This is a genomic window from Clostridioides sp. ZZV14-6345, from assembly GCF_020657775.1.
Lineage (GTDB): Bacteria > Bacillota > Clostridia > Peptostreptococcales > Peptostreptococcaceae > Clostridioides > Clostridioides difficile_D.
Window position 1 is genome coordinate 1 of the sequence record NZ_JAGWCX010000083.1, and the last position, 15,697, is coordinate 15,697.

The 15,697-nt window shown below is 28.5% G+C and carries 15 protein-coding genes and 1 riboswitch; of the genes, 3 read left to right on the plus strand and 12 right to left on the minus strand.

What is annotated here, in order from left to right; translation table 11 throughout:
- The 11 genes from KGF39_RS17045 to KGF39_RS17095 all read right to left on the minus strand — a co-directional run.
- Window positions 1–797 (minus strand): DNRLRE domain-containing protein (locus KGF39_RS17045; RefSeq protein WP_227823205.1); only part of this gene is annotated, 797 nt, incomplete at its 3' end.
- Window positions 798–1,471: 674 nt separating this feature from the next.
- Window positions 1,472–1,996, minus strand: coding sequence for a peptidylprolyl isomerase (locus tag KGF39_RS17050; RefSeq protein ID WP_227823206.1), 525 nt, complete (start codon window positions 1,994–1,996; stop codon window positions 1,472–1,474).
- 64 nt (window positions 1,997–2,060) lie between these two features.
- Window positions 2,061–2,813: a patatin-like phospholipase family protein gene (locus KGF39_RS17055; protein ID WP_227823207.1), complete on the minus strand. Its 753-nt coding sequence runs from the start codon at window positions 2,811–2,813 to the stop codon at window positions 2,061–2,063.
- 30 nt (window positions 2,814–2,843) lie between these two features.
- Window positions 2,844–4,142 (minus strand): M18 family aminopeptidase, encoded by a 1,299-nt coding sequence (locus KGF39_RS17060; protein ID WP_227823208.1) that lies wholly within the window; start codon window positions 4,140–4,142, stop codon window positions 2,844–2,846.
- 16 nt (window positions 4,143–4,158) lie between these two features.
- Window positions 4,159–6,423, minus strand: coding sequence for a DUF3553 domain-containing protein (locus KGF39_RS17065; protein WP_107594574.1), 2,265 nt, complete (start codon window positions 6,421–6,423; stop codon window positions 4,159–4,161).
- Between the two features lie 250 nt (window positions 6,424–6,673).
- On the minus strand, window positions 6,674–7,492 hold the full coding sequence (locus tag KGF39_RS17070) for an energy-coupling factor ABC transporter ATP-binding protein (protein WP_227823209.1): 819 nt from the start codon (window positions 7,490–7,492) through the stop codon (window positions 6,674–6,676).
- Window positions 7,485–8,183 (minus strand): cobalt ECF transporter T component CbiQ, encoded by a 699-nt coding sequence (gene cbiQ / locus KGF39_RS17075; RefSeq protein WP_227823210.1) that lies wholly within the window; start codon window positions 8,181–8,183, stop codon window positions 7,485–7,487. The genes KGF39_RS17070 and cbiQ overlap by 8 nt, the downstream gene beginning before the upstream one ends.
- A 2-nt stretch (window positions 8,184–8,185) precedes the next feature.
- A complete protein-coding gene (locus KGF39_RS17080) occupies window positions 8,186–8,470 on the minus strand; it encodes an energy-coupling factor ABC transporter substrate-binding protein (RefSeq protein ID WP_009895390.1) in 285 nt (94 codons plus the stop codon).
- Entirely contained in the window at window positions 8,460–9,212 is a 753-nt protein-coding gene (locus KGF39_RS17085) for an energy-coupling factor ABC transporter permease (protein ID WP_054272335.1), read from the minus strand. The genes KGF39_RS17080 and KGF39_RS17085 overlap by 11 nt, the downstream gene beginning before the upstream one ends.
- A 184-nt stretch (window positions 9,213–9,396) precedes the next feature.
- Window positions 9,397–9,590: riboswitch (cobalamin riboswitch) on the minus strand.
- Window positions 9,591–9,721: 131 nt separating this feature from the next.
- Window positions 9,722–11,497 (minus strand): nitric oxide reductase activation-like protein, encoded by a 1,776-nt coding sequence (locus tag KGF39_RS17090; RefSeq protein WP_227823211.1) that lies wholly within the window; start codon window positions 11,495–11,497, stop codon window positions 9,722–9,724.
- A gap of 13 nt (window positions 11,498–11,510) precedes the next feature.
- The gene (locus KGF39_RS17095; RefSeq protein ID WP_227823212.1) at window positions 11,511–12,440 is read right to left on the minus strand and encodes an AAA family ATPase; all 930 of its coding nucleotides are present in this window, start codon (window positions 12,438–12,440) and stop codon (window positions 11,511–11,513) included.
- Window positions 12,441–12,788: 348 nt separating this feature from the next.
- Here KGF39_RS17095 and KGF39_RS17100 point away from each other — a divergent pair, with 348 nt between their 5' ends.
- Genes KGF39_RS17100 through KGF39_RS17110 form a run of 3 tightly spaced genes read left to right on the plus strand, consistent with a single transcriptional unit; the run spans window position 12,789 to window position 14,670 of the window.
- On the plus strand, window positions 12,789–13,160 hold the full coding sequence (locus tag KGF39_RS17100) for a GntR family transcriptional regulator (protein WP_070480377.1): 372 nt from the start codon (window positions 12,789–12,791) through the stop codon (window positions 13,158–13,160).
- A gap of 14 nt (window positions 13,161–13,174) precedes the next feature.
- The gene (locus KGF39_RS17105; protein ID WP_227823213.1) at window positions 13,175–14,041 is read left to right on the plus strand and encodes an ABC transporter ATP-binding protein; all 867 of its coding nucleotides are present in this window, start codon (window positions 13,175–13,177) and stop codon (window positions 14,039–14,041) included.
- A complete protein-coding gene (locus KGF39_RS17110) occupies window positions 14,029–14,670 on the plus strand; it encodes an ABC-2 transporter permease (protein ID WP_227823214.1) in 642 nt (213 codons plus the stop codon). Before KGF39_RS17105 ends, KGF39_RS17110 begins: the two co-directional genes overlap by 13 nt.
- A 211-nt stretch (window positions 14,671–14,881) precedes the next feature.
- Here KGF39_RS17110 and KGF39_RS17115 read toward each other — a convergent pair whose 3' ends face one another.
- Entirely contained in the window at window positions 14,882–15,490 is a 609-nt protein-coding gene (locus KGF39_RS17115) for a DedA family protein (protein WP_054272329.1), read from the minus strand.
- Window positions 15,491–15,697: the final 207 nt, after the last annotated feature.

Consider the following 15,697-nt stretch of genomic DNA (forward strand, 5'->3'; position numbering starts at 1 on the left):
CCTGTACTTCCTGTTGCTCCCGTTGGTCCTATCTCTCCGGTTAAACCTGTTGCTCCCGTTGCCCCTGTACTCCCTGTTGGACCCGTTGGTCCTATTTCTCCTGTTGCCCCTGTACTTCCTGTTGCTCCCATTGGGCCTATCTCTCCAGTTGGACCTGTTGCTCCTGTTGAACCTTTCTCTCCTCTTGGACCTGTATTTCCAGTTGGACCTGTTGGGCCTGTAATTCTAATTGGAGGACACCCACATTTAGGATAACAATTCTCTTTATTTCTATCTTCAAATGTTACAAGTATATATGGTTTGTTATAACCTCTACTAGATGTAAATTCAAGAATCTGATAAGGATAATTTAAAGATAAAGCTAACCCATGATTAGGATACTTCCCTACTGCCCATGCTTTTACAACACCTGTAATATTTAAACAGATATAATTAGATGTATCACTTATACTAATTGGTAAATATCCACCTACATTTTCCATAGGCAATTTATCATTCCATGATATAATTCTAGAATTATAATATTCACTTATTCTTTTCACTTCAATATCTACTTTTTCATTAAAAATGCAATTCTTATTTGAATTAATATGAATAAATAACTCTGCCTTTAATATATTTTTGTCTTTTAATATATCTGGTATTCTCACTTTAAAAAAAGTAATTAGCTTTTCTTCTACAAAAGTATTTAAACATTTGGTTCCTATCAAGCAATATTCTAAAAGGCTAAAGTTTTTATCTGGATATTTTTTTGATACAAAAGTATCATCATTTAAATAAAGTATAATATTTCTCATTTATAATCCCTCCATTTTGGGTCTATATTATACTATGTTAAAATACATACTTAGTTACATCAGAACTATAAATATACTGTCTTAAATTTTTATATAATAATACTAATTTATACAAAAAAAGAACATACTATTAGAAAATTCTAATAGTATGTTCTCTTTCATTATTATATATTACACTTTAAATTATTCCTTGACTGGCCTAGCTGGTGTAAACTAAACCAGTCTCTCTCAAATATTAAGCACTTTTTTCTTCTTATGTTTTTTAGGATTTATTGTCTCTATTATTGTAAACCAAAGTTATGAAATTGTAAATAGAAGATATTACCATAACAATGTTTTTTTGTAAATAAAAATTACAAAAAAACTTGTTTTTCTTAATTAAAGTAAATAAAATAAATTCAAAAAATACTGAAATAAGTGTTTTCCACATATCTTATCTATTTATTTAATATATTATTATATCAAAACTTAAATATAAACAATCATAGTAAAATTTTTTTAATCAAACTTTATTTTTCAATTAAAATTCTATAATATATAATTTTCCCTCATGCAAAACAAATAAAAAAGTGAAATGTATTTGTCTAAAGACATAACAACATTTCACTTTATCTTCATTAAACAACATATATTTTTAACTTTTATTTATAACTTAACCTAGTTTTATATATGTTTTAGTTTTTTTCTACATCTGAGTAGTCTATTCCAAAAGTTTCTACAGTAACAGATTTCATAATTTGTGGAGTCTGTGGCTTATCAGCTGCGTCCGTTCTAACTGATGCTATTTCATCAACTGTATCCATACCTTCTATTACTCTACCAAAACCTGCATATTGACCATCTAAATGTGGTGAATTTTTATGCATTATGAAAAATTGAGAACCGGCTGAATTAGGTGCCATAGTTCTAGCCATTGATATAACTCCTCTTTCGTGTTTTAGATTGTTAGTAAATCCATTACCACTAAATTCACCTTTTATAGAGTGACCTGGCCCCCCCATTCCTGTACCATTTGGGCATCCTCCTTGTATCATAAATCCTGATATTACTCTATGAAAGATTATTCCATTATAATATCCTTCATTTACTAATGATACAAAGTTTTTAACTGTATTTGGTGCTATATTTGGATATAACTCAATTTTAATTTCTTTTCCATTTTCCATTTCTATAGTTACTATAGGATTGTTATTTTCCATAATTTATTACCTTCCTTTTCATTAGTTAAATTACATAATTACATTTATTATATTATACTCTAATTTAAAGTCTATCAAGTATATTTTTTCCTATTTCATATCCTTCATGATAAATAGTTTTACAAAATTCATCATCAAAATTAAGGGTATCTTTAGGTGCAAACTGAGTATTAGGTCTAACCACGATGATTCTATTTTCATCATATATTTTTTTGATATCGTCTGGTAACTCATAATTATATTTTGTGGATATTAAAATAATTTTATCCACATTATCCCCAATTAGTGGTTCAATTAATGCACTCCTAATTAGACCTCCATCTAATTTGAAACCATCATAAATTCCTTCTTGCACATCATTCACAAATTGTTCTTTAAAACTAAGGGTAGCATTTGGATTTGATGGTAACAACCCACTGTATGAAATACTTGCAATTGCTTCATTACGAGATATTTTTGATACATCAACAATCTTTTCTGATACTACCTTATTATCAACTTCAACATAATTAACATAAAAGTTCATTTCTTCAACTTTACTATCATCTAGTTCCCTTAAATTGTCTATAGCAGGAGAATTATCCACAGTATTATTTACTATTTTCACATTTCCATTCTGGATATCTTTTATATTTGTCCACATTTTCTCCAAGTTATCAACATTGCCTGTGTATAAATAATATCCATTTATTGCTCCTATTGATGTCCCCGAAATCGAATAAAATTTATTTATTCCTCCATCATACAAGGCTTTAACTACTCCTGCTTGATAAGCCCCTTTTGCTCCTCCACCTTCTAAGCATAATCCTAATTTCATAGTCTCATCTCCAAATTGTTTATCTTATATTTATATTTCAAAAAACTTACTGAATGTTTTATATATACTATAATGGTCCTCAACATTTCCTAATTCTCTTATAGAGTGCATTGCTAAAATTGGACTTCCCACATCCACAGATGGTATATCTATGTGAGTAGAGGATATTGGACCTATAGTACTTCCACCTCTTTCATCTGACCTATTAACAAATTCTTGATACTCAACATTAGCTTCTTTACATATATTTTTATAAACAGCTATAGAATATCCATCACTAGTGTATGCCTGACTAGCATTTATCTTTATAACTGGACCTTTTCCCATAACTGGTTTATTAGTTGGGTCGTGTTTTTCTGGAACGTTTGGATGGATGGCATGAGCTAAATCCGAAGATATCATAAAAGATGAATAAATAGACTCAAAGAATCCCTCTCTATCCTTACTCATTGATAGACAGATTCTCTCTAATATATTTAACAACATGTTTGAATCTGCACCTTGTTTAGTAGAACTACCAACTTCTTCATTATCAAATACAGCTATTACATTTACACCATTTTGCCCTTTAGTATTAACAAGAGCATTCAAACTAGCATGTACCATTGCAAGATTATCTTGTCTTCCAATAGATATAAATTCATCATTAGCCCCTATTAAACTTCCTTTTTCAAATTCATATAAAAATAAATCAAAATCTATAATATCTTCCACATTTACATCTAAATTAGATGCTATTTGTTTTAAAAGAAAATTATCTTTTTCTAATGTATCATTTAACAGGCCAACTAAAGGCAACATATCTTTCTGTTTGTTATATGAATGACTATCATTTATACTTCTATTTAAATGTATTGCTAAATTCGGTATTATACAAATTGGCTTTTTAAAATCTATAAGTCTTTCGTTTGGTTTTAATATAGTATCACCTTTTAAAACTACTCTACCAGCTATTCCAAGAGGTCTATCCAGCCATGTACTCAATATTGCTCCTCCATAACACTCTGTATTCAACTTCAAATAAGATTTTTCAGCTTCTATTTCTGCGTTTGGTTTAATACTAAATGTAGGAGAATCTGAATGAGAACCTATTATTCTAAACCCATCTCTTTCTATATTTTCTGAATTTACTACAAAGGCTACCATGGCAGATAAATTTTTAGTAACATAATATTTTCCACCAACTTTTAGATTCCATCTCTGATTCAAAACCAATTCTTCAAATCCATTTTTATCTAAAATTTCCTTAGCACTATCAACTGCATGAAAAGATGATGGACTATCATATATGAAGTCTATCAGGTTTTTAGCAAAGTTTATACTATCCATTCCTCGTTTACCTCCATTATAAAATATTTAGTGTTGTATATTCTTTATTTATTTTTTTAATTCCCTGTTGGTCAAAAGCTATAGTAACATCTGTACCAATTATAGAAACTACTGTCCCAACCCCAAACTTAGGATGATGTACTTTAGAACCAAGTTTTATATCATCTGGATTAGTTTCTTTATTAGAATCTTTTATTGTAGCATTAACTTTATCTGCAACCTTAGATTTACTTATAGTATTCATATACTTTTTAGTATATTTATCTAACATATTATAATTTGCTTTAGAATAACTCAACTCTTTTTTTACTTTGTACAATCGTTCTATACATTCTTCTGGCAATTCCTCCATAAATCTTGAAGCTATTGCAACATTTGTTTTACCATATAATGTTCTCTTCTCCGTCAATGACATATATAGTTCTTCTTTAGCTCTAGTTATACCAACATAACAAAGTCTTCTCTCTTCTTCTATTTGTGAATCACTCATAGATTTTATAGCTCTTGATATAGGGAATAATCCTTCTTCCATACCTGTTAAGAACACAACAGGGAATTCTAGCCCTTTAGATGTATGAATTGTCATAAGCGAAACCCTATCATTATCTTCTTCATCATTTGATTCAGATGTAAGTGCTATACTAGTTAAGAATGTTTCTAAATCTTTATTTTCATAAGTATCATCACTACTACTTTCAAACTCTAGTGCTATAGAAATAAATTCTCTTAAATTATCAATTCTATCTTGAGCTTCCTCACCTTTACCAGTCAAATCTTTTTCATTTTTGTTTCTTATCTCTACAAGTTCATCCATATATCCTGTGGTATCCAAAACTTTTTCTATTAACTTACTAACAGGATAAACTTCTTTTATAGTTCTAAGAGTACCTATAATATCAACAAATCCACTTATACTTGCTCTTGCCTTAGTAGATATGTCTGAATTTGTTTCTATGTCAATTAATACTGAATATATACTCTCTTGTTTTAAATTAGCTCTGTCTTCAATTTTTTCTATAGTTCTAAGCCCTATACCTCTTCTAGGAACATTTATAATTCTTTTTATAGATATATCATCCTGAGGGTTTTGAATAACTCTTAAATACGCCAATAAATCCTTTATTTCTTTTCTCTCATAGAATTTCGTACCACCATATATATTGTATGGAATTTGACTTCTATTTAAAGCATCTTCTACAGGTCTTGCTTGTGCATTTGCTCTATAAAGTACTGCAAAATCCTTATAAGGTCTATTCTCTTTTCTAGCTATTTGTGCAATTGAGTCAGCAATGAAATCAGCCTCCTCTATTTCGCTACCAGTTAATTGTATCTTTATAAGCTCTCCTTCTTTTTTTTCACTCCAAAGCTTTTTTCTTTTTCTTTCTATATTATTAGATATGACTTTATTGGCTGCATCCAATATAACTTGTGTAGACCTATAATTTTGTTCCAACTTTACAACATGTACATTATCATAATCTTTTTCAAATTCAAGTATATTTCTTATATCTGCGCCTCTCCATCCATAAATACTTTGGTCATCATCTCCAACAACACAAATATTTTGATGTTCTCTCGCTAATAATTTTATCAATTCATATTGAGCTTTACTTGTATCTTGGTACTCATCTACCATTATGTATCTAAACCTACTTCTGTAATACGCTAATACTTCATCATTAGCTTTGAAAAGTTCTACCGTTTTAAGTATTAAATCATCAAAATCAAGTGCACTATTTCTTTTTAGACGGTCTTGATATAGAGCATAAATATCTGCAATCTTAACCATTCTATTATCTGCCATGTTGATATCTTTAAACTGTTTTGGAGTATAAAGCTTATCTTTTGCTCCTGAAATGGCGCTTATAACTGCTTTTGGTTCAAATACCTTATCACTTAAATTTAATTCTTTAAGACAGTCTTTAACCAATGTAACTTGGTCTGCAGAATCATAAATTACAAAACTCCTATTGTAACCAATCTTATTTATATCTTTTCTGAGTATACGAACACAACAAGAATGGAATGTACTTATCCACATATCCTTAGTTTCAGGACCTATGTTTTGCTCAACTCTCTCTCTCATTTCATTTGCAGCTTTATTTGTAAATGTTATAGCTAATATATTTGGTGCTTGTACACCTTTATCTTCTATAAGGTATGCTATTCTTGTTGTTAATACCTTAGTTTTACCTGAACCAGCACCAGCCAGTATAAGTACTGGACCTTCAGTTTTTTCTACTGCTTCTCTTTGAGCAGGATTTAATGTATCTAAATTCATATTTCTCCTCCTGTTAACAGCCATAAATATATTTTAATCTAAAATATGAATTACTTCAAATTATAATTATGTATTATATTAATAGATTATTTCCAATATATTACAATTAAATAACACTTTTCCATACAATTTATTTTATTACTCAAAAAAATAACCTTATGATTTGGGGAATCATAAGGCACCTTTAAGGGGTCTAGGTTAAGGGTTATTATATATAAATCTATTTTTTAAAAATAGGTTTAGGGCTTAATTATATGTTTGTATTAAGTTCTCTTTCTTTCCAATACTTATACAAATCTTCTTCTTTCTTAAATAAAGGTAAATTCATATTTTTATGTACTTTTACCAACCATGGGGATTCTAAGCCAGCTTGTATTATATTATTTTCATTTATAAATACATCTTCTGCCTTTCCTTCATCAATCAAAATCCCTTTATCCAATACATATATGTAATCACATATTTCATACATTAAATTCATATCATGACTGGATATTACTATTTTTATATTATTTTTATTTAATCCCTTTATTATATCTACGATAGACCTAGTACTTACTGGGTCTAGACCAGCTGTAGGCTCATCAAGTAATACAATTTCATTTTCCATTGCTATAACTGATGCTATTGCTACCCTTTTTTTCTGACCATAACTAAGAAAATGTACTGGTCTGTCTATAAAATCTATTCCATTAACAGCTACTAGAGCTTTGCTTATTCTCTCTTTAATTGTTTTTTCATCCATACCAATGTTTCTCATTGCGAATGCTATATCATCATATACTTTTGAATAAAAAATTTGTTTTTCTGGGTCTTGAAACACAATACCTACATTTTTTCTAAGATTGTATAAACTTTTTTTATCATACTTTAACTTTTCTTCTTTAAAAAGAATTTCTCCAGATGTAGGTTTTAATATCCCCATTAAGTTCATAAATAATGTTGATTTTCCTGAACCATTTGAACCTATTATACCTATAACATTTCCCTTTGAAAAATCCATATTAATGTTCAATAATGCATTGGCATTTTTTTCATATTGATACGTTAAATTATTTACTTTAAACATCATTATCCCCTACTATGTGAAATTTACCATCATACAATTTTATGTCTAATGATATACACATATCATCATACCTTGTCATAAGTCTTTTGTACAGCATACTTCCAAGAATTCCTAAGGATTTATATGAAGTTTTTAAATTTATATACCCAAATCTTAACTCTTGTGACTTGTATATTTCTGAAAATTCTTCTAAAAATATGAATATAAACCTATATATTAACATTGATAACTCAACAAAAGTATCAGGTAAATGCAACTTTTTAAAGAAGAATATTAATTGATTAAAAGGAGTTGTAAGTATACAAAAATACACACAAGTCAAACAAGACATAGCTCTAAACAACACATGAATAGACATATCAATAGATGCCTTTGATATTCCTACATTGAAACTAAAAAACTTAAAACTATATAATAAGTCTGCTTTATTAAAAGATATATTTACAAGAGTTATTCCTATGCTAAGAAATAAAAAGTACATTGGTATTCTAAGTAATTTTAAATAGTTTTTTAAATCTATTCCAGCCACACAAACAACTAGAATACTCATTAAAATCATAATTCCACTTAAAATAAATATATTTTGTATTACCATAGAAGCAATCAAAAATATTACTCCTATGGCTACTTTTTTGTTTGGATTTACTTTACTTAATCTATTTGTATATGCATATTTATCAATTATAAGCATGATTAACTTCTCTTTCCTTTTTGAAGACCTAATATGTATCCTATTACACCAGCACCTAAAGCTGCTTGTGCAGAGAATAATAAGCTTTCTATTTCTCCACTTGGTGGCTCATAAGGACTGCTAAACCACGGTTTGTAATTTGGATTTATCTTAGTAATTTCACTTTCAGCTTGACCATCTGCTCCTCCATATTCAGCACCTGAGTTAACAAGTAATGGAAATATAATAAGAGCCACTACTAATAAAAGTAATAATATGTTAGTTTTTGTTTTTGTTTTAGCACTCATTAACTTTAACTCCTTTATCATTATTTTCTAGTATGCTTTTTTCTCCATTTTCTGTAATTAAATTATATACAATTACAGTAAGTATACCTTCTGCTATTGCTATTGGTATTTGAGTCATAAAGAAAATTCCTAAAAACTTAATTGCAGAAGCCATAACTCCACCTGATGGGTCTGGGAAAGCCAGTGCTAATTGTATTGAAGTTATTGTATATGTGGCCAAATCTCCTATTGCTGCTGCAAGAAATACTGGCATAGCATTATTTCCATCTTTTTTCTTTAACACCTTAAATATTAAGAACGATATAATTGGCCCTATAATAGCCATTGAAAAAGCATTCGCTCCTAAAGTAGTTATTCCTCCATGTGCTAATAGTAATGCTTGGAATATTAAAACTATAGTTCCAAGAACAAACATTACACTTGGTCCAAACATTATCGCTCCAAGACCGACTCCAGTAGGATGTGAGCAACTTCCTGTTACTGAAGGTATTTTTAGTGCTGATAATACAAATACAAATGCTCCACATAGAGCTAATAATACTTTCTTTTTAGGGTCTTGTTTTACTATTTTTCCAATTGATTTTAGTCCTACTAAAAAAAATGGTATAAATATAACTCCCCATGCTATAGACCATTTTACTGGTAAGTAACCTTCCATTATGTGCATTGCATTTGATGTAACTGGAGTCAAAATAATTAACATAAGTGCTGCTATAATCCCCAATTTGATATTTTGTTTCATCTTAGTATCCCCTCTCTCCCTTTCCAATAATTAAAATATAAATAATAAAATGTCTGATTTATTTAATAAAATAAAAAAGCCTAACACGATGGTTAGGCTTCTAATTTTCCACAATCCAAATACAAACACATAAAATAAATATATCTGTATAATTATTATAAGAAACTTTCTCCATCCCCGAAGAAATTACTTTAATATTTTAGGCAGGTCTCCTGACTTAGCTTCTTCCTACTCCTCTTCCTTCCCATGAGATATAAAAATCCATCATCATAGTGGCTAACAAAAGTTTCGTCTGCATCACAGTAGCGGGGGCTGTAAAGGAATTCAACCTTTTTCCCTATTAATCTTGCTTGAAGAACCTATAATATTATATATTTAATTTTTAACTTATTCTTAAATCATTTTCTATATAAATCATTGTATACCTTTTCTGTGAAAATTTCTACATTTTTTACAGATTTTATTCATTTTTATATTTTTATGTATATAAATTCTTTTTTGTAAGTTTATTAATTTCTAATTATCTTCTTTAAATACATTGAAACCACATCAGAAAATCTAGTTATATCTCTCGAATATATGAAATCATTTCCATATATTAATCTTTCAGCTTCAAGCTCTGATTCTTTACCTGTAAATACTCCTAATACCAATATATTTTGTTTTCTAGCCTTTCTTACTTCATTGGCTGTGTCTCTCAAACCAACTATCCCTCTATAAGCTTTTTCTCCTCTTAAGGTTCTCTCACTATTTTTTCCTATCTTTACATCATTTGGTCTTCCATCACTAAGAACTATCAAAATTTTATTTTCTTCATCTCTATTTATTAGACCACTACATATAGATTTTATAGCCAAACCATCTCTATTATTACCAGCACAAAAATACTCAAATATATTTTCACTATTTTTTATCCCATCATCATAATCTTTAAATCTTTTTAATATTGTATAATCTAAAAAACTAGAAAATCCCATAACTCTATTTGGTATTCCAACTTCTGTTAGAGCATTTGCAATTATGTAAGCTTGAATTGCCACATTTCCTTGATTTCTACTTTGAGAGCCACTTGCATCCAATAATATATCAATAACATATTTACCTTTTTCATTTTCTATATCTTTATAAAATATTTTATTATTATTACTTCTACCCACTTTCCAAGCTCTATTTGCTAAGATAGTACCACAATCAGAGTATACTCTTGTTTTAGCATTTTCTTCTATTAAAATTCTAGCAAGACTTTCTTTTAATCTCTTTATCTGTTGTCTATACATTCTAGCATGTTCTCTAAATTTTCCTAAATTATTTTCCTTTTGTCTTGTTACATATTTTAGTTGAAATACATTATTACATTCACTTCTAAGAACTCCATCTGTAAAGTGTATTCTACAACCTTCATGAACGTTTCTACAGTTTTGTGTTTCAATCTTTTTAATTTCACATTTACTTAAATAAGTTTTTCCATAATAATGTTCTATTTTTGAATATATTTTATTTGCAGTATCTTCATCAACATATATAACTCTATCTGCCGAATTATTAGATTGAGAATTATCAAAATCTCCTATTCCTTCTACAAGCATGGACGAAGATATTGAGTCTATATCACTTTCAATAATATTTTCTTCTTCATCACTATAAAGTTCTTCATACATAAAATCAGCAAATGTATCAAAGTTTACTTCAACATCTTTTACATTATTTTCATCATATGTAGAATTGCTTTCTTCTCCATTTAATATATATTCAAAATAAGTTAAATATATAACATCTAATGCTTTTAAAATCTCCATAATATCTTGATTCGTATCTATATTTCTTATATCATTAACTATCCTTCTAGTCATACTGTCTAATGCTGGATGTTTGCCCATGCTATAAAGTATAAACGCATATTTAATTTTATCCATAATATTGTCATTATGTATTTTGGTAAAACGTGAAACAATATCTTTATAAGCATTTTTTCTTATATCTTCTATCCCTGGTCTATCTTTAATGGCCTTTTCTTCAACTATTGTATTTAATATAACTTGAATTAGACCCAATATAATATCTTTGTTGTACCCTTTTCGTATTCTATTTGTAAGATATTTTTTAACTATATCCCAATCAACATACTTTCTTCTAGCACCTGCAACTATTGCAAAATACAGACCTATTTCCTTTGAAGAATAATCTTTTTCTGATATATCTATATTTTCATTGTAGTCTCCAGCTATTGTCCAAGATAAGTTATTGGCTCTATTTTCAAATTCATAATCATCATATATCCATTTCATAATTTCACCTATATTAAATATGACTTATTGGAAACACATCTGTACTCTCCCATTTACTAGGTATTCTAGTTTTAATTACATCTCCAACCATTTCTTTCTCGTATATATCAAAAGTCTTTCCTGTAAGCCCCATATTAATTGCAAGAGTTGGTTTCAATCCTCTCCTTATAGTCTTAAGAGATGCCATAAGTCCACGTAAATCAATAGCTTTACTAGATATCTCACCATTTTGAGATTTTAATTGTAAGTCTAAAAATATCCCTGCAAAATGAATTAATTTCTCTTCATCTGCATCCGAAAATTCATTTTTTAAAATCATCATTAGCTTATCTTCTTCTATAGGAGGAATGTCTATTACCATAAATCTAGATACTAGGGCTTCATTAAGTTCCTTTGTCCCTGCATATTCATAGTTCATAGTCCCAATAAATCTTGTTGCTGGATGTAGATTGACTCTCTCATATCCAGGTACATCAATTATTCTTCTATAATCTAAAGCTGAATGTACTACAACTATAGCATCATTTTTTGCCATGTTAATTTCATCAAATACCCCAAAACCTCCATTAATAGCACATTCATAAACTGAACCTCTTCTAAGTTTAACTTCATTGTCTATAAATGTATCTGTACCTATAAGTGTTGAACTATCTGTATTTATATGAAATGATGTATTCCACTGAGGTCTATTAAATATCTCACCCAAATTATCCGCAAGTAAGTTTTTTCCTGTTGCCTTTGGTCCTGATAATAATATATTTTCTTCTTCTAAAAAAGCTGCTATACACATAGATAATATGTCTTTTCCATAAAAATAAGTTTTAGACTTTGTTACTCTATATTCTAAATCTTTTTCTAATCCATAATAATTTCTAAAATACATTATATCTTCAATAAGCTTTTCATCTACCCCTTGTACTCTTAGATTATCTATTATATCCATATTCTTACCCCTTTTATATAAATAGTATTTGTTTTATTACTTAACACCATTTTAGCATAAAAGGATATAAGCTAAAATTGATTTTATAAATTAATGACAGCTCTTCCTCTCTTTTAAAGAAAAAACTATCTATATGTATCTCTTATGTATTATTTTTGTTAAATAGTTGAAAATTATCAGATTACAACTCGTTACAAGATTTATAAGTTGAGCCTTGTGAATGTATTTGATTACTGTATATTGTTTTAGTTTTGTATTTATTATCTTGACAATATTTATTTATATGTCTATACTGTACTTATCGAACCAGTACACCAAGTACGCAAAATATAGTAACAGGAGGATTAAATGGAAATAATCATTAGCAACAGTAGTGATAAACCTATATATGAACAAATATGTTTACAGATTAAAAGCTTTATAATGGATGGAAAACTATCTGCTGGCGAAATGCTACCATCTATGAGAGCTTTGGCAAAAGACTTACATATAAGTGTAATTACTGTTCAACGCGCATATGAGGATTTAACTCGTGATGGATTTATTGAAACTGTATCTGGAAAAGGTAGTTTTGTAGCTAGCCAAAACAAAGAGTTTATTCAAGAAGAACAATTGCGAATAGCAGAAGAATTGTTACAAAAAGTCGCCGAGATTGGTAGAACACATGGTATAGCTTATGAGCAGATGACTAATATTTTAAAATTATTTTATGAAAATTAAGGAGATATAAAACAATGGAGAAAAATAATGTTTTAGTTCACAATTTATGTAAAAGTTTTGGCGATTTTTCATTAAAAGATGTTTCATTTCAAGTTCCAAAGGGAAGAATTGTCGGTTTTATTGGTGAGAATGGAGCTGGAAAAAGTACCACAATTAACTTGATATTGAATGAATTAGAAAAAGATGATGGAAAAATTGAAATCTTTGGAGTAGAACATACCATATATTCAATTAAAAATGATATAGGGGTTGTCTTTGATGAGTGCAATTTCCATGATATTTTTACTGCAAAACATATTGCCAAAATACTTTCTGGTGTATATACATCATGGGATGATGAACTTTATAAGTATTATTTAAAAAAATTCAATCTTCCATTAGAAAAAACTATTGGTTCATTTTCTAAAGGAATGAAAATGAAATTATCCATTATATGTGCTATGGCTCATAAGCCAAAACTTCTAATCTTAGATGAAGCAACAACTGGTCTTGACCCTGTTAGTAGAGATGAAATCTTGGATTTATTCTTAGAGTTCATTCAAGATGAAGAAAACTCTATTCTCTTTTCATCTCATATCACATCAGATATACAAAAAATTGCAGATTATGTAGTATTAATTCATAAAGGAAAAATTATTTTTGAAGAACAAAAAGATAATTTAATATACAATTATGGAATTATTCGATGTGGAAAAGAAAAATTTAAAACTATCTCAAAAGATGATTATCTTATTTGCAGACAAACAAATGTAAGTATAGAATGTTTAGTCAAGGATAAAGAAGCTACAAGAAAAAAATATAAAAATATTGTTGTTGACAGTGCAACATTAGAAGATATTATGCTTTTCTATATTAAAGGAGGAATACTATGCGAGGATTAATCTACAAAGACTTATATCTCTTTTTAAAAAGTATTGATAAGAGACTTATTATAATTGCAATACCAGCTATTACTATTCTCATTATGAATATGGGAATATATGCTGGACTAATGACTTCAATTATGCTTTCTATTACAATAGGTATGCAGAATATTATAAGTTTCGCAAATGATGAAAATGTAAACTGGAGAAGATATCAATTGGCTCTACCTATTAGTGGATGCTCTATAGTGGCAAGCAAGTATATTTCTGTTATATGTACATTGGCTTTCAGTTTAGCAGGAAGTGTTGTATTTAGTTTGATAAGTAGTATTTTCTATGGAAGCTTTGAAATAAATCTTTTTGGATTATCTATTATTACAGCAATTATTTTGCCACTTGCTTGTACTGGTATTTGCCTACCTCTTACATATTGGTTCGGTTTTCGTTCAGCACAGACAATAGGAGTACTTTTCGTTGTTCCTATTTTCTATTTTATAAAATATTTCGAAGATGGTTTAGGATTTTCTGCTATTCCAGCTTCGACTCAATCCTATTTATTGATAGCTTGTATTATAACTATAGTCTTATTTATTGTTTCTTTTGCAATAAGTGTACTTGGATATTCACGAAAAAATAAACACATATAAAAATAAATCGTATAAGCAATTATATATTAGCTACTGCACATCACTTAATATGTTCTTTCACTATAAAATTAAAAATATTGACTACCCGTTTCATATTAAAAACCCCCGTTTTCATACAGAAATAAAAACGGGGATTTTGATTACTAGAAATTTTCTAAAACACTTGAATTTTGTAGTAACTGCAGAAGATGATACAAAACTTCACTATTTCTTATAATCTTATCCTGTGATGTTTTTTATGTATATACGACTTAATACCAAAGCCAATAAGAATTATAGATATTGGTATAATGAGAACTAGGAATTTATAATCATTATAATGTGACATTATTTTTACCCAACTCTCAGAAAAAATATATCCTATACTGATTAATGAAGTATTCCATATGGTGATTCCCACAATAGATGATATTACAAAAGTTATAATATTTTGACCTGCTATACCTGCTATAAAAGATATGTATGTTCTACATAGAGGAATTAATCTACATACGCAAACAGAAATAGAAGAATATTTGTTAAAATAATCTTGAGATGCAAATATTCCTTTTTTTGCCTTTGGACATATTTCTATTATTTTATTGATGATAGATTTACCTCCCCAATTTCCTACTGTATAACAAAATATTGAACCAAGTATACCTGCAATTATACTTAAAATTAAAATTGTCAAAAATCCAAAATGATTTCTTGCAGCAATTGCTCCACACAAGGGTAAAACAACTTCGCTAGGCAATGGAAAACAAGCATACTCAATCATAATTAATACAAATACAGAGATTAATCCATATTGTAAAATAAAACTATTAATTACAGACACTTACTTATCTATCTCCTTTCTTATTTAAAGGTTTTAAAGGTACATATCTATAAGGATTCTCACCCTATATTTAAAGAATCAATCTCTTTAAACTATTATATGTATTTACACAAAGCATTTATAACATACTTTAAAAATAGTACTTTAAAATAAGAAACTTAACAAATAAAAAAGATTACGTGGCTACGTCCTACTCTCCCAGGCAGT